We start from the raw sequence: 21,237 nt of genomic DNA, 5'->3' as shown, positions 1-21,237 counted from the left end.
ACTGTGACAAAAGTCCTCGCCGAGCGATGCCTACAAGCTTCCCTGCACCGGCAACGCCACCAAGGCAAGCAACCCGCCCCCCGCCTGATTACTCAGGGTCAGCGCGCCCCCCTGCTCCAGCACAATCGCCCGCGCTGCCGATAACCCCAACCCGACGCCACCGGTACTCTTGTTGCGCGAGCTCTCCAACCGAAAGAACGGTTCGAATACCCGTTCAAGGTAATCCGACGCAATACCCGGCCCACGGTCCTGCACGTGGATCAACAGTCGCGCCCCTGCCGGCGTCAACTTGATCGAGGGCGCGTTAGCGTACTTGATGGCGTTATCCAACAAGTTGCCGACCACCCGTTTGAGCCCCAGCGGTCGCCCGAAGTACACCCACCTGGACGGTCCTTCGAAGCCGACCTCAACGCCCTGGTCGCGATAATCGTCCACCAGGGTTTGCAACAACTCCGCCAGGTCGAAAGAGGTCGCCTCTTCCAGGCGCGCATCGTCGCGGAAGAACTCCAGCGCGGAGTTGATCATCGCCTGCATTTCATCGACATCACGAAACAGTCGCTGCTGTTGCTCCGCATCCTCGATGAATTCACCGCGCAGGCGCATGCGAGTCAAGGGCGTGCGCAGGTCATGGGAGATGGCCGCGAGCATCTGCGTGCGGTCCTTGATGAAGTGCTGCAACTGGGCCTGCATGGCGTTGAAGGCGAGAATCGCCTGGCGGATTTCATGGGGCCCGACCGGCTCCACCGGTGGCGCCCGGAAGTCGACGCCAAAACGCCGCGCGCCCTGGGCAAATTGTTGCAGCGGCCTGGCCAGGCGGCGGGTGGCGACCAGCGTGACGACAGCGGTGGAAATCAGCACCAGCACAATCACTATCAGCCCGCGCGGCCCCTCCTCCAGTCCCCAACTGCGTGAGGCGGCAGAAAACATCAGCCAGGAGCCGTCGTCCAACTGGATCAGCAAGGCATAACGCCCGCCCGGCCCCGGCCAATCGGAGGGCCGATAGGCCTCGATCCGGCGATTCGGCGCATTGAGTGCCCGGCGTATGGCTTCCGATCCCCGGCCCCGCACTTCTTCGACGATTTTCGGCTGGGCGATATCCTCACGGTCACGGTACCAGTTGACCTGCATGTTCGGGTCGCTGACCACCACCGCCAGACGGGCCCGCTGCGCGGGTTCGGACGCATCGATCAGACGACTGATGGAGGCGATCTTTTCCAGCAAGCCGGTCTCGATCAGGGAGGGATAGGCCCAGACACCCGCCAGCTTGACGAACAGTGCGTTGAACCCCAGCGCCGTGAGCATGGCCATCAGGATAGTCAGGGCTATCCAGCGGGCCACCGTGTCCTTGGGACGATAACGCCCGGCTCCAGGGCGACTCACTGGCGCGTCACATCAGGGGTGAACAGGTAGCCGCCATTGCGCACCGTGCGAATCATCGCCGGGCGCTTGGTGTCGAACTCCAGCTTGCGTCGCAGACGGCTGACCTGGACGTCGATGCTGCGGTCGAATGCGTCATGACTGTGGCCCCGCGCCAGGTCCAGCAACTGCTCGCGGGTAAGGATGCGCTGGGGATGCTCGACAAATACCAGCAACAGATCGAATTCTCCGGCCGACAGCGGGATCATCACCTGATCCGGCGAGCGCAGTTCGCGCCGGGTCAGGTCCAGTTGCCAGTCGGCGAAGCGGATCAGCGGACGTGGCAGTTCACCGGCCAAGGGTCGGCTTTCCCCGGCCCGGCGCAACACCGCCCGGACCCGCGCCAGCAACTCGCGGGCATCGAAGGGTTTGCCCAGGTAGTCGTCGGCGCCCATTTCCAGGCCCACCACCCGGTCGCTCAACTCGCCCATGGCGGTCAGCATGATCACCGGGGTCGCGTACTGCCGACGCAGGCGCTGGCACAGCATCAGGCCGTTCTCCCCCGGCAGCATCAGATCGAGAATGATCAGGTCCGGGGCCTGGCGCTCCAGCGCGGACCACAATGCGGCGCCATCGGCGGCGACCTCCACCGTGTAGCCATGCAACACAAAGAATTTCTTCAGCAGGGCAAGGACCTCGAGGTCGTCGTCCACGATCAACAGACTGCTCACCGGCGGCCATCACTCGAAGTTGGAAAGAGCCCCATCTAAAACCATTCGCCGCGCTTCGTCACATATTTCAATGCGGTAACAAACCGTCAGCGACGCAATAAAGCAGACATCTTTGCGCAAGGCGCGACTGCCAGCATCGGCCATCCTTATTTCGCAGAGATTGTTTGCCCATGCCCCCGCTCAAGTGTTCGCCCGCCCTGCTCCGTCACGCCGCGCTGTTGCTGACTGTTTCGTACCTGGCCGGCTGCAGCAGTCAGGCCCCGGTGGCGAGCGCCAGTTGCGCGCAAGTCGATTATCCGGTGTTCGACCCGGCCCAGCGGGTCAACCGGGGGATTTTCGCCTTCAACAAGGTGGTCGATGACTATGCCCTGGCGCCCGTGGCCCGGGGCTATCGCCACCTGCCGGATTTTTTCCAGCAGGGTGTGCATAACTTCACCAGCAACTTTGGCGAACCCAAGGTCTTCGTCAACGACCTGCTGCAAGGCAACCTGAAACGTTCGGCCACGACCCTGGGACGCTTTACGGTCAACACCACCCTCGGCGTGGCAGGGCTGATCGATGTCTCGGACCCGATCGGCATCCCCCGCCACACCGCCGACTTCGGCCAGACCTTTGGCGTCTGGGGCATCGGCAACGGCCCCATCGTCGAGTTGCCGCTGCTGGGCACCGGCAACGCCCGCGATGCCGCCGGACGGGTGCTGGGCCTGGCCTTCAACCCCTTCGGCACAAACAGCGACACCGTCAAGACCCTGGCGACGGTCAACCTGGTCGGCGGCGTGATCGACCAGCGCGCCGAACTGCTGCCGCTCACCGACAGCCTGCAAAAACTGCCGGACTACTACAGCGCACTGCGTAATGTCGTCGCCGAACATCGCGCGGCTTTCGTCCAGGAAGGCAAGCAGGGCAGCACCCAGCCGGAAAAGGACCGCTGCCAGGGGGCCGCCCAGGATGGTTTCTGAACAGCGGGCATTGATTCTTGAACAACGAGTGAGCAAACACGCTGGCACCGACCTGCACTGCCATGAAGTCAGCCTGCGGCTCTCGGACGACCGGCGTCAGCTGATCCTCAGCCACTACTCCGAGCACTACAGCCCGCAACAAGGGGCGCAATGGGTCGAACGCCATCACCAGGTGCCAATGGACGATCTAGTGCGCTGGCTGGTCCATCGCGCGGAACATAGCGTCTGACCCACCATCCTTGAGCCCTTCTCGCCGGTCGCGAGAGTGAACCCGAACTCTCGAAACCGGTCGCGCTCCTACAGCTTCTTCTCTATTTCCCCCGCGAACCCGCGTAATACTTGAGCCCCGCACCTTCGGGATTTAATATCCACGCCGCTTATGTCGAGCATCAGTACCGGTTGCACGCCTGGCCCGCTCAGGTCGACACCGAGAAGAAAAACTAGAGAAGGTGAAGCAATGACGGGTGAAAACCTGACACCGGGTTTGCTCAAGCGCGGCCTGAAAAACCGCCATATCCAGCTGATTTCCCTGGGTGGGGCTATCGGTACCGGCCTGTTCCTGGGTTCTGCCGGCGTGCTCAAGTCCGCGGGCCCGGCGATGATCCTCGGTTATGCGATCTGTGGTTTCATCGCGTTCCTGATCATGCGCCAGCTTGGCGAGATGATCGTCGAGGAGCCGGTGGCCGGCTCGTTCAGCCACTTCGCCCATAAATACTGGGGCGGCTACGCGGGTTTTCTCTGCGGCTGGAACTACTGGGTGCTCTACGTGCTGGTGGGCATGGCCGAGCTCACGGCCGTCGGCAAGTACGTGCAGTTCTGGTGGCCCGATGTGCCGTCCTGGGTCAGCGCGGCGGCGTTCTTCGTGCTGGTCAACCTGCTCAACCTGACCAACGTCAAGGTCTTTGGCGAAACCGAATTCTGGTTCGCGATCATCAAGGTGGTGGCGATCATCGGCATGATCGCCCTCGGTTGCTACCTGCTGATCAGCGGCACCGGCGGCCCGCAAGCCTCGGTCAGCAACCTGTGGAGCCACGGCGGGTTCTTCCCCAATGGTTTCAGCGGCCTGCTGATGGCACTGTGTTTCATCATGTTTTCCTTCGGTGGCCTGGAGCTGGTGGGCATCACCGCCGCCGAGGCCAGCGAGCCACGCAAGGTGATCCCCAAGGCAATCAACCAGGTGGTGTTGCGGATCCTGATTTTTTACGTCGGTGCCCTCACCGTGCTGTTATCGCTGTATCCGTGGGACCAGTTGCTGACCACCCTCGGCGCTTCCGGCGACGCCTACAGCGGCAGCCCATTCGTGCAGATCTTCGCCCTGATCGGCAGCGACACGGCGGCGCAGATCCTCAACGTGGTGGTACTGACCGCCGCCCTGTCGGTCTACAACAGCGGCGTGTACTGCAACAGCCGCATGTTGTTCGGCCTGGCCGAGCAAGGCGACGCGCCCAAATCGCTGATGAAACTGAATAAACAAGGCGTGCCAGTACGAGCCATCGGGGTCTCGGCGCTGGTGACCCTGCTCTGCGTGGTGGTCAACTACGTGGCCCCCCATGAAGCGCTGGAGCTGTTGATGGCGCTGGTGGTGGCTTCGTTGATCATCAACTGGATCGTGATCAGCCTGACCCACCTGAAATTCCGCAAGGCCATGGAACGGCAAGGCGTGGTGCCGGGTTTCAAGGCCTTCTGGACCCCGTTCAGCAACTACCTGTGCCTGGCCTTCGTCGCGCTGATCCTGGCGGTGATGCTGATGATTCCGGGGATCAGTGTGTCGGTGTATGTGATGCCGGTGTGGGTGTTGTTCATCTATGGCTTGTACCGGCTGCGGCTGGCCAAGGGCCGGGTGCGGACGGTCAGCTAAAGAATGAGACGCTGAGAACACCCCAGCTCTGTAGGAGCCGGCTTGCCGGCGATGAGGCCAGCAAGCCTTGCACCGTTCATACGGACGCCATCGCCGGCAAGCCGGCTCCTACAAGGACCCTGTCGTTCACAAAACCACGCCACGACACAAAACTGTAGGAGCAGCCGGTCGACGCTCGATTGCTCGCGATGCAGGCGACACGGTCCAGCAGACCGCCGCCCTATCCAGCTCAAGGCAATCGCACATTCCCGTCATACGGCGTCTGCAGGTCCCGTTCCGGAATTTCCCAGATCAGCAACTTCGGCGGCGTCTGCTTGAACGCCGGGCTGTCGAAGTAGGCTTTCGCCGCCCCGGAAAACTCGCCGCCATCCTTGGCGAAATTGCCCACTGGCGCGCCCACCGCGGCCTCCAGAAAACCGACAAAATTCGAGTTGCGCGAGAACGACGTGCCGATCAACGCCGTGTTCGGCAGATTGTCGTCACCAAACAGATCATCAAGGTTCTCGCCCGTCGCAGCATCAGCTCGCTCCTTGACCTGCGTCGGCGCCACGCTCTCGGCCTTGGGCTGCAACGCCAGCGGCAACCAGTCGATCCCCGCCAGCCGCACCAGGTCACCCGGGCGTATCGCATCAGGCTGGGTACTCAACTCGTAGGTCTTGTGCGGCGTCACCGTGAATTTCAAGACAGCGACCGCCTCGGCAATCCGCCCCGCCGCCGCCCTGGCCCCGGCCTCGCTCCAGTGGGTATCGGTGCGCAGGAAAGCGCCCTCGCCCAGTGCCTGCAAGTTCGGCGTCAGATCCACCGCCGCCACGCCCGCGCCTTGCAGCCCGCTCAACCACGCGGCAATCCGTGGCTGGAATGCAGCCGGGCGCCTGAGCGAACAGAGTTGCGTGGCCGCGATTCGGCTCTTGTCCGGCACCACCGCCACCAGTAATTCAATACCGCGCTTGTTCAACGCCTGGCGCAAGTCGAGCACCGCCTGTGCCTTGGCCTGGGCATTGGCCGCCGCGTTGCGGTTCAGGCGCAGCTCGTCACTCAGGAACAACCAGCCCGAGCAGCCCTCGCGCACCCGTGGCCCGAGGTCGCCGTCGATCAACCAGCTGCCGCCGCGCTCAAGATCAGCCGCCTGTTTCGGCAGCGGCGCATCCGACAGCGTCTTGGCGAAACGGTGAGTGATCTCGCCATGCAGGAGGATATCCGGCGTCACCACCTTGGGCACGAACTCGATCGAACCCTTGATCATCAACCAGACGCAGGACAAGGCCCCCAGCGCCAGGAACAGGGTGAATATCACGCCCGCCAGGGGACTGGCGCGCATGGCCAGCGCGCTGGGCGGCGTCGGGGCAACGGACGGGGATTGCGTTGGCTGGTTCATCAGAATTGAAAGTACAGAAAGGGCACGGCTTCACGACTGGCGATCAGAGCGAACGACAGCATGAACCCGAACACGGGCCAAAGGGCCGCAGACAACATGAACAACTCGTGGCCTGCGAAACGTCTTTCCACACGGGGCTGCAACAGTGGCGCGAGAATGCACGCCAGCCCCAACAACGCCGCCAATCCGTGTACCGGGCGCAGGGTCACGGCCAGGGCATCGCCGAGGGCAAAGCCGTGCTGACCGAACTGGCCGCCATACATGCTCAGGGCCGTGGCGAAATCCGGCGAACGGAACAAGGTCCAGGCCAGGCACACGAACAACAGCGTAGCGACATGGCAGGCCCAGAGCGGCAACCCCGGCAGGCTGGAGCGCGACCAGGCGCGGTCGACGCACAACGCCACGCCATGGGCCGAGCCCCAGAGCAGGTAGTTCCAGCTGTCGCCGCCATGCCAGAGTCCGGCAATGGCCATGGTCAGGAACAGGTTGCGATAGGTCTTCCACACGCCTTTGCGATTGCCGCCCAGGGCGATGTACAGGTAGTCGCGCAACCAACTGGACAACGACAGGTGCCAGCGCCGCCAGAAGTCCTGGATGCTGTAGGCCAGGTACGGGCGGTTGAAGTTTTCCGGGAAGTGAAAGCCCAGCATCAGTCCCAGGCCGATGGCCATGGAGCTGTAGCCGGCGAAGTCGAAGAACAGTTGCAGCGAATACGCCAGGCAACCGATCCAGGCATCGACAAAGGACGGGTTGTCCAGGTGGAAAGCCACATCCACCAGCGGCGACAAGGTGTCGGCCACCAGCACTTTCATGCACAGACCGATCATGAACCGGCGCGCCCCCAGGGAGAAATTCAGCCAGTTGAAATAGCGCTGGTTCAGTTCCCGACGGACCCAGTCATAGCGAATGATGGGGCCGGCAATGCTGTGGCCGAACATGGAGATGTAGGTGGCATAGTTGATAAAGCTGCGCTCCACCGGCACCACATGCCGGTGCACATCCACCAGGTAGGAAATCGCCTGGAGGACGATAAACGACAACCCCGCCGGCAAGGCCACCCGCTGCCAGGCCATGGGCATGGCGCCGTAATAGGTGATCAACTGGTTCCAGGTCGCGGCGAGGATGTTCGCGTACTTGTACCAGCAGAGCACCGCGGTGTTGATCACGATCAGGGCGATCAACAGCCGTATCCGCCCTCGCGAATCCTCCCGCGAGCGGTCCACCAGCAGGCCGCCGACCCAGGCCAGCAGGGTCAGCACCATGTGCAGGAACAGGAACAGCGGGCTCAGCCAGCCATAGAACAGCCAACTGCCGATCAGCAGGATGACGTTGCGCCAGCCCGGTCGGGCCAGCGCATAGACCAGCAGAAACGCTGGCAGGAACAGTGTCAGGAATTCAAGCGAGGCGAAGACCATGGCAACGGGCGCTTCCGATTCAGTTGGACAAGCTATCCGTGGCGGTAATCAGGCGCGGCCCCGTCGACGAAGGCAGTAATAACAAACTGTAGCGCTTGTTCGCCTCCAATGCGCCGAGCTCGACCGCCGCACCCACCGGGTGGCCGGCGCAGACCAACTGCACCGCCAACGAAGCCCGTGGGTTCAGTTCCTGGCGTCGGGGGTTGCCGGTGGGCGCCTTCTGGAACAGGTCGACATCACGTCCGGCCAGGTTGACCCGCGCATCGCCGCAGCTCGGGTCGGCATCGAAGAACGCCAGCGATGCCTTGAGCTGGTTGGGGATATCGAAGGCCTCGCTGAGCACCACTGGGCGGATGCCTCGCTGCGCATCCGCCAGGGCGAACACCGTGGCGAAATCGCCGGCGTTGACCTTCACGTCCAACGGTACGCTTTTGCCGTCGCGGCTCAGGGTGCCCTTGATCGGTTGGCCGCCAGACACCGGGATAAAGCCGCTGACCGCCTGGCCCTGTTCCAGCTTCAGGCTGCTGCTCGCCCCTTCGGGCCTCAGCTCCAGGGGCGTCTCGACCGCGTTGACGAAACGCAGGTAGGCCGAGTCCTGGGACGGGCCGGTGGGATACAGGGCAATCGGTCCGCTGAACGCGCTGGCACTCAGGGCCAGGCCGGCCAGGGTACCCAGCGCATTGAAAATCCGTTTCACTGTGCAGCTCCTTTCACGGCCGCGGCGGGCAGTTCGTTCAATGATTTACCGATGGCCGCCGCCCAGGATTTGTAGCCGGCGATGGTGAAGTGCTGGCCGTCGGAGGTGGTCCACTCGCCGGGCTTGGAGAACTTCGTCGAGTCGATATAGGTGCACGGCGCGACCATATTGGCCAGGGTGCCCGCCACCAGCTGGGTCCGGACCTGGTTCTTGCCGTACTGGTTTTCGTTGGTGTTGCTGCCGTTGGCCTTGCCCCATGCCGGGCCGACCCACACGCACTTGGCACCGCTGTCGGCGATCTGCCTGGTCAGCGCGGTGACGCTCTGGTAGGCCCAGACCTTGGGAAACGGTGTGGTCTTATAGGAGGCCATGGTGTCGCCCATGATCAGCACCACCAGGTCCGGTTTGTCCTTGGCGATCACCTCCTTGATCGGCTGCGTGTCCAGGGTCCCGCGACTCATTACCTTGATCTTTTCACCCGGTTCGCGAGTCGCGCCACAATCGAGTTTCAGCTTGGGCGTAACCCAATCCGCCGGGTTGGCGCCGCAGGCACCGATGGCGTGAACCTGGGCACCTTGCTGAGTCAGGTTGTCGTAGAGCGGGTTCATCAGCGAATCGGGGAAACTCATGTGGCTTTCGCCAATCACGAGCAAGGTCAAACCAGCCAGTACGGAAGAAGCCATGGATCAATTCCTCGTTGCATCAATTCGAATAAGGGGAGCCGAAAGGACTGACCGGCAGGGCCATCGGCCCGGTCATATCCTCGAAGGTGTAGCGCAGGTACACACCGCCGCTGAGCTGTCGGTAATCGCTGGCGTTGTCCACGCCCAGCGTGCCACCGAGGAAGACGCTCGAGCCGAACTTGTATTCGCCGGCCGCATTTAAGCTGTAGCCGACACCGGTTTTACTCGTGCTGTCGTAGCCCGTGAGCCCAGCGGCCGTGGCCCGTGGTTGCAGATCACTGTTGCCAGGGAAGACTTCGGCACTGTCCTGGCCGATATGCTGGACGCCCACCGAGCCTTTGATCCGGTAGGTGAAACGTTCGGTGCGTTGTGACCAACTGATCGGCACACCCAGGGAGAAGAAGCTTTGCGGGCTGAAATATCCGCCGTGGCCCACGGTGTAGAAGTCCTGGTTGTTCGCATAGGTCAGCGCCGAACCGCTCAGGCCCAGGGTGAGGATGCTGTCGGGGGCGTTGCGCAGGTACCAGTAGATACCGCTGCCCAGTTCGAAGCGGTTGTTCGACTCGACGTTGTTGCCCAACAGCACGTGCGCCGAACCATAGCCATAGGCGCCAACCTGCTGGTCGTCGTAGCTCAGTTCACCACGTACGCCGTTGGCCGTGACGCCGCCCCACTTGTCACCGGTGCGCGGATCGCGGGAGCCGGCAAAGGAGGTCACGCTGTCGGTGACCGCCCGGCGCGACACACTCACACCGTAGCGGTAGTCGGAATTGCCAGCGAATGGCTGATTGAGGCTGACACCGCCAATCGGCGTGCTGTAGAGGAAGCCCAGCGGGCTGACGCCGAGGTCCGCCTTGAGGCCTTGCTCCTTGTCCCGGTAGGCCACGGCCACGCCGACACCGTTGGCGGTCTGTGAACCGACCGGGTCCAGGCCGCTGGCACCGAAACGCGCCTGGGCAGGATCGCTCGGGCTGCCAGCGGACAACGACACCGGGGTGATCTGTAGTGCCATGCTGGCGCTGTTGTCACCCACCGGCACGCTGACTTCGAAAGGGGTTTCGACGTCCGTCAGCTTGCTCAGGCCTTTTTCGCCATTGTTGCTGCGCACGGTCAACCCCTGGACGACATAGCCGGTGCGGTCTTCGACGATCTCATTCAAAGCAAGCTGCGCCGGGCTCAACGCCGGGCGCGAGGTGCCTTCGCGGGCGTAGACATTGCCGAACGGATTGGCCGCGGCATTCGCCCCGGCCGCGACGCCGGTCCTGCGTTCGACGGCTGTCGGCACCACCTCGCCATCGCCGGTCCCCAGGCCTGAGCCCAGGCCCACGACAGGGGCATTGATCGGCGGCGGGACCAGGTTCGACGATGCCAGGGCCGTCACCTGCTGGCGTTGACCGGGCAAACCGACAAAGGGATTGGCCGACGGCGTCGAGGCCTGCGAGGCCGACGCCATATAGATTTCCTGGCGCTGGCTGTCTTCGATCTCGATAGCCTTGCGCAGCAGCTTGCCGGCCTCGCCGGTCTTGCCCATGCCACGATAGATCCGTGCGGAAGCGGTCAGGGTTTGCGGTACCCCGGGCTCCAGTTCAAGGGCCTTTTTCACCGATTGCTCGGCCAGGCCGAAGTCCCGTCCTTGCAGGGCAATATCGGCCAGGCCCAGCTGCAATTTGGCATTGCCCGGGTCGGCCTTGATCAGCGGCTCATAGAGCTCCCGGGCCTTTTGCGTATTGCCGCTGGCGGCATACATGCGCGCCAGCGACGACACCGCCTGGCTGTCGTTGGGCCGTTGCTTGAGGGCCGGCGAGAGCATGTCGAAAGCCGCCACCAGGTCGTTCTTTTCCCGCAACTCATCGGCCTGCTTGACCCGGTAGAGGAACAACAGGTCTTCATAGCGCTTGCTGGCGGTCTCGTTCATCGGCTTGCCCTGCAGGTCCCGCAGGATCTCGCTGGCCTGGGCATCCTGGTCGGCCTTGAGCAGCACCCCGGCATAGAGCAATTGCAGGTCGGGGGTCGATGGCAAGCGGTCGAGCACCTGGCGCATCAGGCTCACGCCCTGCTGCGGGTTACCGGCTTCGGCATAGGCGGTCGCCAACACGGCGACACGCTCGGGCTTCTGCCCGGCCAGCGGTTCGCAGCGTGACAACAGGGCCCAGGCTTCCTGGCGCTGGCCACGGCGAGCCACGTCCACCGCCAACTCGGTCTGGATATGCAGGCGGATATCCAGCTCCATCTCATTCATGTCGCTGCTGCGCTTGGCCGCTGGAATCCGCGACAGGGTGCGCTGGGCCTTGCTCCACTCACCCAGCTCAGCCGAGAGCAAGGTGCTGGTGTAGAGCGCGTCGGGCTGGTCGGGTTGCTGCTTGAGCAGTTCGTCGATCAGATCGCGAGCCACCTGGGTCTGGCCGTCGCGCAGGTAGACGCGGGCCAGGGCGAAGCGGCTCCAGGGGTTTTTCGGGTCATCGGCCAGGGCTTCCTTGTAGGCCTTTTGCGCCGCCATCAGATCGCCGCGACGTTCGGCCAGCTTGGCCACCTGGATGGCGCGCAAGGCGCGGATTTTCACCGTGGGCGCCAGACGCGCCTGGTCCGCCGCCGACAGGCCATCGATCAGGCGCAACGCCTCATCGGATTTACCCGCCCGCGACAGCACATTGATCAATCCGGAGAGAGCCTCCGGGTAGTTCGTCGTGCGCGCCAGCACCTGGCGGTAGCCGGCTTCGGCGGCGTCCAGTTGCCCGGCCTGGGCCTGCCAGTTGGCCAGGGCCGTGGGGCCGGCCGGTTCAGCCGGATTCTTGGCAATCGCCTGTTCGATCAGGGCTCGGGCCTGGGTCTGCCGACCACTGCGCTGGGCATCGCCGGCCTGGTCCAGCAGGATCCAGTAACGCACGTCGTCGAGAGCGGCATTCCACTGTGCGCCGCCCGGCAGGCGGGTGGCTTGCACCAGGTAGGCTTCGGCCTCGCCCAGACGCTTCTGTTGCTGACGCACGATGCCCATGCCGCCAAGGGCATCGTAATCGTTGGGGCGCTCCTTGAGACGCGCCTGCAAGGCCTGTTCGGCGCCGGCGATGTCACCGCCATCGAGGGCCTTGAGACCACGGGCCACCTGCGGGTCGCGCTGCCAGCCGGCACCGCCGCGGCCCTGGGCGAGCCCCTTGTTCATCAGCGCACGGATCTCGCTATCGTCCGGGTGGGCCTGCAAATACTGCTGGAACAACGACACCTGATCGCGGGAGGGTGGACCCAGCCACTGCAAGGCGAAACGCCAGGTTTCGTCGGCGTTGCCGCCGATGTCCGGGTTGTGCGACAGGCGTGCCAGGGCGCGGATGCCTTCCGGGCGACTGTCGGGGTTACGTGCCAGGTGCAGGGCCAGGAACAGGTCGAGGATCGCGTCGTCGGGACGCTCCCGGCGCAACCGTTCCAGCCCCGTGCGGGCCTCGGGCCAGCCGCCGGTGGCAAAACCCAGGGTGTTGTAGTACTCACGGGCAATCAAGCCTTGCGGCTGATGTCCGTCGAGCAGTTGCCGATACACCACCACCGCCTTGTCGCGCTCGTCGGCGTCGCTCAGTTCGCGGGCCTTTTCCAGCAGTTGCTGCTTGTCGTCCGGGCTCAGGGCGATGTCCTGCTCCAACTGCAAGGCCAGGCGTGGCAGCGGCTTGATCGCCTGCAAGCGCGCCAGGTAGCGGCGGGCACCGTCCAGGCGTTTTTGTTGCAGGTCGATCAGGCCCAGGCCATAGAGCGCGTCGGGTTGCTCGGGAGACAGGCCCAACAGCTTGCTCCAGGCTTCGGCAGCCCGGTCCGGATGCTCCTTGGCCTGCCAGTAGTAGCCCTGCTGGATCAGCAGCGACTGCGGGTTGCCGATCTCGGCGGCCAGGCCGGGCATCGCGGCCAGCGCGGCACACACCGCCAGGGCTAGGGTTTGCTGGCGCATGGAGCCTCCCAGGACACTTTCAAGGTACCGTCCTTGTTGAACTGATAACGTTTTTCAGTCCAGCCCAGTGAGAACAGGCTCAACACCACGTGGTAATACTGGTGCTGGCTGTAGGCTGGATCGGCGGGGTTGCTGTAGTGCGCGATCGCCTCGTCGACGATCCGCTGCTGCTGGTCGGCCAGCAACGGCAGGCCCTTGGCCCGCAGGTAGGGCACCAGGGACGCGGAGAAACCGTAAGGGCCAATGCCCTCGGTGACACCCGTGACCACCTGGACCTTTTCCGGCGGCACGCCGGTGGAGGCGACGGACTGGGCCATGCCGTCGAGGTTGTCGAGGATCGGCTTGGCCAGCGGGTCGGCGGGCGAAGTCAGGCCGGCCCACAGGTACGTACGGATGGCGTCGTAGCTGCCTTGGGCCGAGGTGAATTTGTCGACCACGAACATGCCTTTGTTGACGTCCGTGCCGCGGTAACCAACCCAGTCGGGGACGAAGCCGAAGCGGTTCAGGTTCTTGTCGGCGATCATCTTCGCGGTGCTTTCGGCGACCTCCTTCCAGGCCCCGGACGGGCTCTCCTGGCTGAAGCGCCGCAGCAGCGGGATCGGCGTATAGCTGGCGTTGAAACGCCAGAGCTGATCCGGGTGCTCATAGCCGACCGGGCCCGGCAAGAGCATCTTGCCCAGGCCCGGGATGTTGCGCACCAGGGTCTTGTCCAGGTTGTTCAGCATCCGCTGGGCATCGCTGCGGTACTCGGGTTTGTGCCACAGGCGATCGGCCTCCAGCAGCGCATAGGCGATCCAGAGGTCGGCATCGCTGGCCGAGTTGCTGTCGATCACACCCCAGCTGCCGCCGCTGGTCGGGCCCCACAGCCAGCCGGGCAGATTCTGCGTGATATTGGCCCCGGCCATATTGTCGCGGGTCCAGCGCCACAGCGCGTCGAAGGTCTGCGGATCATTGCCGACCAGGGCGAAGAACATGCCGTAGGCCTGGCCTTCGGAACTGCTCTGGTTGGGGTCCATGCTCGAGCCGAGCATGCGTCCGTCCTTCTGCACGAAACGCTCGGCGTAGTTTTTCCACAGTGGCCAGTTCTGCAACGAGCAGGACTCAGCCTGCGCGGCCAGCGGCAGCAGCAGCGCGAGGGACAACAACAGTCGACGCCGGATCATGACAGACGCTTCTTCGCGCGGGCACGCAGGAACAGGAACAACAGGCTGGCCACCAGCAACAGTCCCAGCACGGTCACCAACAGCATCCAGTGCATGTTCTGCGACAGCAACCATTGCACGCGCTTGAACAGGTTCAGCTCACCGACGTAATACTGCTCGTCGGCCACCAGTGAAGTCAGCTCGGTGCCCTGCACCACCGCCAGGCTGCCCTGCAGGCTGCCCTTGTAGCCGTCGCCGCCGATCATCGCGGCCGTGGCCTCGGCCAGCCCTTCGGGCCTGCCGCTGGCAATCACCACCACGCTGCGACCGGGCTTGAGCGGCGATTCGAAACCGGCCAGGTAGGTGCTGCTGCGGGGGCCGGTATAGCTCACGGTCAAGGTCGGCTTGCGCTGGTTGGCCGCCGGATCCGGGCTGATCCACTGGCGCACGCGCAGGGTCAGGTCGGACAACGAGAAACGATGGTTGTCGCCCGAGACAGCGGCCGGCAAACGGTCGATCCACTGTTTGAGCAACGGCTGGTTGTCGCCCGAGGCCAGCACCAGCAGGTCCTTGTCACTGACCGACTGCACATCCGCGGCACTCACCACCTGCACCGCCGTAGCCGGGTAGCCGGTGGAGTCACCGAAACGACCGAGCACGGTCAGGTAGGCGCCCCACTCCGCCGGCCCGCTGTCGTCGGGCAGTACCACGGCGCTCTGCGAGAGGTCGGCCAGGCGGGTGAACGGGAAGCCGCTGTCGTTGAACACGCCCAGGTTCGGCAAGGCGATGTAGTGGTTGTAGCCGGTCAGGTCGAGGGTCGAATCCGGGTCGACCAGGCCGCGCATGTTGTCGATGATGATGTCGCGGCATTCGCCCTGCTTGATGTAGTCGAACATAAACCGCAACTGCAATTGCGACTGCGCGCCCGCGGAACCCAGGGGGATGCGCACGACGGCTTCGCGAGGCAGGCTTTCATCCTTCTGCAGCAGGCTCAGCAGGCTTTCGCCACCACCCAGGCTCTTCATCGAAGGCAGGGGCATCGACTTCATGAAGGTGTTGTTCAGGCTCACCAGCAAGGAGGAATTGCTCGATTCCTGCTGTGGGGTGTAGCGGTACTTCAGGTCCAGCCGCACGCCTTCCTCGCGCCAGTTGAACATGTCCGGTGGCAAGCGCAACGGTACGGTGATGGAGCCCGGGTTGTAGCCGGAGACGCTGAGCAGCTTGGGATCGAGCAGTTCGCCAAGCTTGACCGGCCGGTCGGATGGCAGCCAGTTGGGCGCGTCGTAAGGCTTGCGCGGGCTCAACGAATCAAGATGATCGATGACCACGCTGTTACCCACCAGCGCCTTGCTGCCGAGGGCCACGGCCGAGGCCGCGAGTTTGAGTTCGGCGGCATCGCGACCGGCGACGATCAGGAGCTTGCCGTGGGGATCGCCGGGGTGGCTCACCAGGGTGACCGTCGGGCCCTTCGGCGCTGGGATGGCCAGCCCACCCAGCTGCACGGCGTCCTTGCTCTCGACCAGGACAATGGCGTTGCCCTTGTCCGGCAGTTGCCCGACCTTGCTGGTGAAGCTGGCGCCGCGATAAGCCGCCAGAGCCCCCAACCACGATGACAACGCACCGGCCCCTTCCAGGGCGGCGTGGTCCGGCGTCTTGGCAAACACGAACGGCAGATTCAGGGGAAGCGAGTCGCGACGATCGAAAAATGGCAGCGGCAGGATCGACAGGTCGTCCTTGAGCGGGATCGGCGACACATTGAGCTCAAGCTCCGAGCTGTTGTTGATCTTGGCCCACAGGCTGCTGTGCTGTGGGTCCTCGCACTGCATGGTGTAGTGCCCGATAAATTGCAGGCGCAGACGGTTGAACTCGGTGATCAGGTGCGCCGGGATAGTCACCACCTGCTCTTGCGGCTTGCCGGCACCGTCCTTGGGCAGCGCCAGGCTGGCGGCCACTTCATCGTTGACCAGCACGTTGATCTGCGACAGGTCGGCGAGCAACGCCGGCGAGTAGCTGTAGCGCAGCAACAATTGCGCGCTGTTGACCACCTCGTCGGCGCGGATGTTGAAGCTGACGCTGTCGGTCGCTTCCACACCCTGCAGGTTCATCGTGTCCACGCGCCCCAGTTGCTTGAGGGTCAGGCTGTGGCTGTAGCTGTCGGCCGGCAGCTGTGGCGCGACACTGGCCGGCACCACGGGCACCGCTGCGGCGCTCTCGGCCCAGGTGTTATGGACCAGGCCTCCCAGGCACAGTGCCGACGAAGCCAGGAGCATGAGAGGACGACGAGTACTGCGCAGGGCGCGGCGGGTCAACGGTGTGTGGGTCATGACTTATCCATAAGAGATGCGAGCGGTTTCAAAGATGCGTTTTTTCTAGCCGGTGGGGCCGGGCGGACAGCCGCCTGTTGATCGGTAGGACGCCGACGTGCGGGCAACAACAACGCCTTGAGCAGCGTGCCCAGGCCGATCAGGCCAATGGCACTGACCTCGCGCAGGGCCGACAGCGGCGTATCGAGCTTGCCGCTGCCCCAACTGGTGGCCCAGGTGTCGGCGCGGGAGAAGGTCATGCGCACCAGCTCGCTTTGCTGGCGCAGGGTCAACGGATCGAACAGCGCGCCCAGGTACTGACCCTTGCTGAACACCACCGTGGTGTCGAACTCGCAGGTCGCGGCGTTGCGGAACAGCGTCACCCGTACCCGCTCACCGGCTGTGACCGTGGTGCCCGCCGGCAACTTGATGCCCAGTCCGCGCTGAGAGAAATCCTGGGTCACGCCATACACCGGGGTACCGTCGGGCAATTCGACCTTGACCGGCAACTCGGCGCTCACCCGTGGTTCGGCGCGGATCTGCCGCGACTCACTGGCCACCGCCACGGCGGCGCTGGTGATGATCAGGTTGTAGAGCGTCCAGAGGGCGTTGATCAGCACGGTGATCGCGGTGGCCGGATCGCCCCAGATCCATTGGTGGACAGCAAAGCCCAACCCGGTGAGGTTCAGCACCAGCAGGACGATATAGGGCCGGGCCAACTTCCAGTCGAAGAACTGCTGGTCGATGATCCCGCCCTTGTCGGTGACGTTGAAACCGCCAAAGCTGGGCTTGATCAGTGCCATCAACACCGGTGGCATGATGTACCAGGCCAGCACCGTCTCGTAGACCTCGTTCCAGAACGAATGCCGGAACCGCCCCTGGATGCAGGAGTTGGTCAGGTTCGAGTGGAACAGGTGCGGCAGCACATAGGCGGTGATCATCAGCGCCGAGGCGTGGAAGATCTCCGCACCGAAGATCAGGTACGCCAGGGGCGCAGTGAGGAATACCAGACGCGGCAAACCGTAGAAGAAGTGCAGCATGGCATTGGCATAGCAAATCCGCTGGCCGAGTTTGAGCCCCTTGCCCATCAGCGGGTTGTCCAGGCGGAAGATCTGCGCCATGCCCCGGGCCCAGCGGATGCGCTGGCTGATATGCCGTGACAGGCTTTCGGTGGCCAGGCCGGCGGCCTGGGGAATCGCCAGGTACGCGGTGTTGTAGCCGGCGCGGTTGAGCTTGAGGGCGGTGTGGGCGTCCTCGGTGACGGTTTCAATCGCCACGCCGCCGATTTCTTCCAATGGCTGGCGCCGCAGGATGGCGCAGGAGCCGCAGAAGAAGGTGGCGTTCCACAGGTCGTTGCCATCTTGTACCAGCCCGTAGAACAACTCGCCTTCGTTGGGCACGGCACGGAAGGTCTTGAGGTTCTTCTCGAACGGGTCCGGGGAAAAGAAGAAGTGCGGTGTTTGCAACATCGCCAGCCGAGGGTCCTTGAGGAACCAGCCCATGCCGATCTGCAGGAAGGAGCGGGTCGGCACATGGTCGGCGTCGAACATGGCGATGTACTCGCCATCGGTCACCTTGAGGGCGGCATTGAGGTTCCCGGCCTTGGCGTGGGCGTTGTCGTCACGGGTGATGTAGTTGACGCCAATGCTCTGGCAAAAGCGCCGGAACTCGTCGCGGCGACCATCGTCCAGCACATGCACCCGCAGCTTGTCCTTGGGCCAGTCCATCGCCTGGGCGGCGAAGATGCTCAGCTTCACGATACTCAAGGCTTCGTTGTAGGTGGGGATGAACACATCCACCGTCGGCCACTCGCTGGGGTCGCCAGTGAGCAGCACCGGCCGCCGGCGCAGGGGCCAGGCGGTCTGCACATAACCGAAAACCAGCACCACCAGGGCGTAGATCTCCGCCAGCACCAGGCCATAGCCGAAGGCGATATCCAGCCAGCCTTCGAAACCGAGGGTCTCGGTCAGGCGCCAGTACATGTAGCGCAACGAGGCGACCAGCGAGAGCACGATCAGCAACAGAATTGGCAAACGCCCTGGCATGCGCTTGACCAGCAAGGCCAGGCCGAAGCACAGCGCGGCGAACAGGCACTGGCTGTAAAGGTCCAGCGGTGCGCTGACGATGCTGAGCAGCAACAGCCCGCCGATCAGCGAAATGCCCAGGATCAGTGCCTTGCGCAGCGCCCCCGGCCATTGGTTGAAGCGTTCCAGCCAGGCGTTGAGGCGCAGTTCCGAGCGCCCCGGGAGATGAGGCGTGAGGTTTGGATCGCGGGTCATGACAAAGAAGACTCTTGCGTACCGTACGTGAGCAGTTCGCACAGCGAACTTGTGAGGTCGAGGACGTCCTGGCAGCCTCGGGTGCTTGGGGTATGCGCCAGCGGATTACGGTCGTACGCCAAGGCTTCGCTGATGAAGTGATCCTGGCGGATCACCCCCAACAGCTGATTTCCTGTTCTTTTTTTCAGCACTTCGCACAAATCGAGGCTGAACTGGCGGGACGTGTCCAACTGGTTGATCACGACTTTGTATTGCGCGGGGTTTTCCCGTTGCAGGTAGGGAGCGAGCAGCCGGTCCAACTGATTGAGACTGGTGTAGGCCGCCGCATCGGCGAGGGTCACGCCCAGCACCACATCGGCGATTTCCAGCGCCTGGGCCAGGTAGACCGATGCTCCTGGCGGGGTGTCGATGACCAGCGTGTCCTGCTCATCCAGGGCCAGGCGCGCCAGCTGGCGGGCCAGCCAGAGACAATCGTTTTCCAGGCGCTGTTCCAGGCTCCGACGCAGCGGTTCGCCGACCACGCCATAGGCCAGGCAACGGCTACAGGCAAAGCCTTTGCGGATCAGCGGCTGCCAATCTTCGTCGGCGCTGTCGGAGCGGGCGATACCCGGCCAGTCCTCACTGCCTCCCAGGTGCAGGCACAAGGCGTTTTGCGGATCCAGGTCGAGCGCGAGCGTGCGCCCGCTGGAACGTTTGATCGCACAGGCCAAGGCAGCGGCCAGGGTGCTCTTGCCCACTCCCCCCTTGGCCGAAACCACCACAATGACCTTGGCCTTGAGCTTGGGCGTCGCCTGCCCAACAGGCTGCACGGTAGACACACCACCGCGCTGTTGTTCGATCTCTACCAGCAGCCGGCTCAACGGCGTGGAGCCTACGTGCGCCATGGAGGACGAGGGGATGACACTCAAGGGTTCAGTTGGTTGAGGGGCGAGGCTGACAGTCACCGGCTGTGGTGCCGGAACTTCGGGGACTGGTGGCGGCGTGTCTTCGCAGTAGTCATAGCTGGGTTCGATTTCCCGGTAGCTCTCGACACTCCCCCCAAATCGATTGAACAGATTCGCAATGTCATCTGAACGGTGCATGCAGGCATCCCTTCGTACAAGTAGGTTCAACTCAAATGTAAGGGGACAAGCACACGTCTAGCTGTACATTCCATTGCCCGTTAATTCCCGGATTGCTCTCTCCCCAAGCGCTATCAATTTGATAGCGTCATTATTTTGTTGTCCAATAGATTTTCATCAGAAAAAAAACGAGTATCGCCAATAAATTGGCGAATAAGCTCAACGCATTCATTTCACTGGTAAATTCTCTCCTTCCGAGACCACTGACCGGTTGAGTCGTGACAATGGCGCGTGGGTCCAATAGATTAGGCGCCCTGAAATGCCCCGGCCTTTCGAGCCTCACCCCAGTTAAATGACACTGAAATAGCGAAATTTCGATGCCTGATTCCCATACCGATGAAGCCGTAACCTCCTTGTCCGCCAAGCGCGAATACGAAAACGCCATCCATCTTTCCCAGCATGTGCCCCAGGCCAAGAACATCAGCGAGATGGTTCTCGACGCCTTCCACACCTCGAAAGAAAGCGACCAGATTCGTGAACTGCGTCTGGCGATCCGCCAGGCGCACGACCGTTTCGACGACGACAAAGCCTACGAACTCATGGGCCAGCTCAAGCAACTCAAGGACGCCGAGGCGGCCGATATCGCGGCCCTGGAAGACCTGAGCACGAAATTCCCGATCAGCCGGATTCTCTCCAGCTACAAGGACGATCCGGCGTTCCAGGAACTGGTCTATGGCTTGGCGTTCAAGGTGCTGAACCAGACTCACCAGGCCCTGAGCAACCCCGGTGCTGGCAAGGGCAAGGCCGCGCGCGTCAAGAAAGAAGCGCCGGTATTTGTCATCAGCAAGGACGACACCAGCATCACCTTCCCGCTGCGCACACCACGCAGCAAGGCCAATGCCGACCGCGAAGCGTTCGAATTCCTCGGCTTTGCCTTTGCCGGCCACGGCGACCTGGCCGAACTGCTGAGCGAAACCTTTGTCGACAACGAAGGCAACGAACAGCCGGCGACCCGCCAGAACATCGTCACGGCGATTCAGCAGCAGACGGCGTTTGCCGGGTATAGCGTCGTACAGCAATGACGCTCCGCCGCTGAACGGGCGCGGCGGCAACTGAAAAGAGGCAGGTGCGTTTCGAGGTCAGTCGCGGTGAGGGCTGGCCTGGGATGGGCCTGCCTTTTTTGATTCGATGCGGGAAACCTGGACAGACCGATACGGCCCGGAATTGAAGATCTGGCAGACAAAAAAAACCGCTTAGGTAGCGGTTTCTTTTTTGCGGGCTCCGGTTAGGCCAGAACTCGCGCAGCCTCATAGGATGCACTGGTGTGTGGAACGATTATACCGCGGCGAGTAACACGTGCAAGCCACACTCCTTGCCACTTCTGTAACAATCAGAGCACAGGCCACAGCGACAATCGGAAAAACCCTGTTTGAATAAACATCCTGAAACTACT

15 protein-coding genes are annotated in these 21,237 nt (G+C 63.2%); 4 read left to right on the top strand and 11 right to left on the bottom strand.

All coding sequences use genetic code 11. The annotated features are described in order from the left end of the window. Positions 1 to 30 precede the first annotated feature (30 nt). Both AC07VG_RS04395 and AC07VG_RS04390 read right to left on the bottom strand, forming a co-directional pair. Positions 31 to 1,308, bottom strand: a complete 1,278-nt coding sequence (locus AC07VG_RS04395; protein ID WP_495000794.1) for a sensor histidine kinase — start codon at positions 1,306 to 1,308, stop codon at positions 31 to 33. Between the two features lie 68 nt (positions 1,309 to 1,376). Further along, positions 1,377 to 2,087: a response regulator gene (locus tag AC07VG_RS04390; RefSeq protein ID WP_495000686.1), complete on the bottom strand. Its 711-nt coding sequence runs from the start codon at positions 2,085 to 2,087 to the stop codon at positions 1,377 to 1,379. A gap of 170 nt (positions 2,088 to 2,257) precedes the next feature. On the opposite strand from AC07VG_RS04390, the gene AC07VG_RS04385 reads away from it, so the two are divergent. From AC07VG_RS04385 to AC07VG_RS04375, 3 genes are all read left to right on the top strand, one after another. After that, positions 2,258 to 3,046: an MlaA family lipoprotein gene (locus AC07VG_RS04385; RefSeq protein WP_495020554.1), complete on the top strand. Its 789-nt coding sequence runs from the start codon at positions 2,258 to 2,260 to the stop codon at positions 3,044 to 3,046. 28 nt (positions 3,047 to 3,074) lie between these two features. Beyond that, positions 3,075 to 3,275, top strand: coding sequence for a hypothetical protein (locus AC07VG_RS04380; protein WP_495020553.1), 201 nt, complete (start codon positions 3,075 to 3,077; stop codon positions 3,273 to 3,275). Between the two features lie 228 nt (positions 3,276 to 3,503). Then, positions 3,504 to 4,904: an amino acid permease gene (locus AC07VG_RS04375; RefSeq protein ID WP_495000683.1), complete on the top strand. Its 1,401-nt coding sequence runs from the start codon at positions 3,504 to 3,506 to the stop codon at positions 4,902 to 4,904. Positions 4,905 to 5,133: 229 nt separating this feature from the next. Here AC07VG_RS04375 and AC07VG_RS04370 read toward each other — a convergent pair whose 3' ends face one another. Genes AC07VG_RS04370 through bcsQ form a run of 9 tightly spaced genes read right to left on the bottom strand, consistent with a single transcriptional unit; the run spans position 5,134 to position 19,805 of the window. Next, positions 5,134 to 6,279 (bottom strand): alginate O-acetyltransferase AlgX-related protein, encoded by a 1,146-nt coding sequence (locus AC07VG_RS04370; protein ID WP_495020552.1) that lies wholly within the window; start codon positions 6,277 to 6,279, stop codon positions 5,134 to 5,136. After that, the gene (locus AC07VG_RS04365) at positions 6,279 to 7,694 is read right to left on the bottom strand and encodes an MBOAT family O-acyltransferase (RefSeq protein WP_495000681.1); all 1,416 of its coding nucleotides are present in this window, start codon (positions 7,692 to 7,694) and stop codon (positions 6,279 to 6,281) included. Before AC07VG_RS04365 ends, AC07VG_RS04370 begins: the two co-directional genes overlap by 1 nt. A gap of 19 nt (positions 7,695 to 7,713) precedes the next feature. Continuing rightward, positions 7,714 to 8,391, bottom strand: coding sequence for a cell division protein FtsQ (locus AC07VG_RS04360; RefSeq protein ID WP_495020551.1), 678 nt, complete (start codon positions 8,389 to 8,391; stop codon positions 7,714 to 7,716). After that, a complete protein-coding gene (locus tag AC07VG_RS04355; RefSeq protein ID WP_495000679.1) occupies positions 8,388 to 9,074 on the bottom strand; it encodes an SGNH/GDSL hydrolase family protein in 687 nt (228 codons plus the stop codon). Before AC07VG_RS04355 ends, AC07VG_RS04360 begins: the two co-directional genes overlap by 4 nt. 19 nt (positions 9,075 to 9,093) lie before the next feature. After that, positions 9,094 to 12,999: a cellulose biosynthesis protein BcsC gene (locus tag AC07VG_RS04350; protein WP_495020550.1), complete on the bottom strand. Its 3,906-nt coding sequence runs from the start codon at positions 12,997 to 12,999 to the stop codon at positions 9,094 to 9,096. Further along, positions 12,981 to 14,162 (bottom strand): cellulose synthase complex periplasmic endoglucanase BcsZ, encoded by a 1,182-nt coding sequence (bcsZ, locus tag AC07VG_RS04345; protein ID WP_495000677.1) that lies wholly within the window; start codon positions 14,160 to 14,162, stop codon positions 12,981 to 12,983. The genes AC07VG_RS04350 and bcsZ overlap by 19 nt, the downstream gene beginning before the upstream one ends. Beyond that, on the bottom strand, positions 14,159 to 16,465 hold the full coding sequence (gene bcsB, locus AC07VG_RS04340; RefSeq protein WP_495000676.1) for a cellulose biosynthesis cyclic di-GMP-binding regulatory protein BcsB: 2,307 nt from the start codon (positions 16,463 to 16,465) through the stop codon (positions 14,159 to 14,161). Before bcsB ends, bcsZ begins: the two co-directional genes overlap by 4 nt. Then, positions 16,462 to 18,723 (bottom strand): UDP-forming cellulose synthase catalytic subunit, encoded by a 2,262-nt coding sequence (gene bcsA, locus AC07VG_RS04335; protein ID WP_495000675.1) that lies wholly within the window; start codon positions 18,721 to 18,723, stop codon positions 16,462 to 16,464. Before bcsA ends, bcsB begins: the two co-directional genes overlap by 4 nt. Then, a complete protein-coding gene (gene bcsQ, locus AC07VG_RS04330) occupies positions 18,720 to 19,805 on the bottom strand; it encodes a cellulose biosynthesis protein BcsQ (protein WP_495020549.1) in 1,086 nt (361 codons plus the stop codon). The genes bcsA and bcsQ overlap by 4 nt, the downstream gene beginning before the upstream one ends. 356 nt (positions 19,806 to 20,161) lie before the next feature. On the opposite strand from bcsQ, the gene AC07VG_RS04325 reads away from it, so the two are divergent. Then, positions 20,162 to 20,866 (top strand): hypothetical protein, encoded by a 705-nt coding sequence (locus AC07VG_RS04325; RefSeq protein ID WP_495000673.1) that lies wholly within the window; start codon positions 20,162 to 20,164, stop codon positions 20,864 to 20,866. The last annotated feature ends 371 nt before the right edge of the window (positions 20,867 to 21,237 follow it).

The sequence above is a fragment of the Pseudomonas sp. GW821-FHT03C07 genome, from assembly GCF_059420925.1.
Note: the sequence above shows the minus strand (reverse complement) of the source record. Positions and strands in the feature narration are given on the sequence as shown.

Bases quoted from the DNA above. Each gene is read 5' to 3' on its own strand.
- AC07VG_RS04350 (WP_495020550.1), bottom strand. From the start codon at position 12,999: ATGCGCCAGCAAACCCTAGCCCTGGCGGTGTGTGCCGCGCTGGCCGCG.
- AC07VG_RS04355 (WP_495000679.1), bottom strand. From the start codon at position 9,074: ATGGCTTCTTCCGTACTGGCTGGTTTGACCTTGCTCGTGATTGGCGAA.
- AC07VG_RS04365 (WP_495000681.1), bottom strand. From the start codon at position 7,694: ATGGTCTTCGCCTCGCTTGAATTCCTGACACTGTTCCTGCCAGCGTTT.
- bcsQ (WP_495020549.1), bottom strand. From the start codon at position 19,805: ATGCACCGTTCAGATGACATTGCGAATCTGTTCAATCGATTTGGGGGG.
- AC07VG_RS04325 (WP_495000673.1), top strand. From the start codon at position 20,162: ATGCCTGATTCCCATACCGATGAAGCCGTAACCTCCTTGTCCGCCAAG.
- AC07VG_RS04385 (WP_495020554.1), top strand. From the start codon at position 2,258: ATGCCCCCGCTCAAGTGTTCGCCCGCCCTGCTCCGTCACGCCGCGCTG.
- bcsZ (WP_495000677.1), bottom strand. From the start codon at position 14,162: ATGATCCGGCGTCGACTGTTGTTGTCCCTCGCGCTGCTGCTGCCGCTG.
- AC07VG_RS04375 (WP_495000683.1), top strand. From the start codon at position 3,504: ATGACGGGTGAAAACCTGACACCGGGTTTGCTCAAGCGCGGCCTGAAA.
- AC07VG_RS04395 (WP_495000794.1), bottom strand. From the start codon at position 1,308: ATGGCCATGCTCACGGCGCTGGGGTTCAACGCACTGTTCGTCAAGCTG.
- bcsB (WP_495000676.1), bottom strand. From the start codon at position 16,465: ATGACCCACACACCGTTGACCCGCCGCGCCCTGCGCAGTACTCGTCGT.
- AC07VG_RS04370 (WP_495020552.1), bottom strand. From the start codon at position 6,279: ATGAACCAGCCAACGCAATCCCCGTCCGTTGCCCCGACGCCGCCCAGC.
- bcsA (WP_495000675.1), bottom strand. From the start codon at position 18,723: ATGACCCGCGATCCAAACCTCACGCCTCATCTCCCGGGGCGCTCGGAA.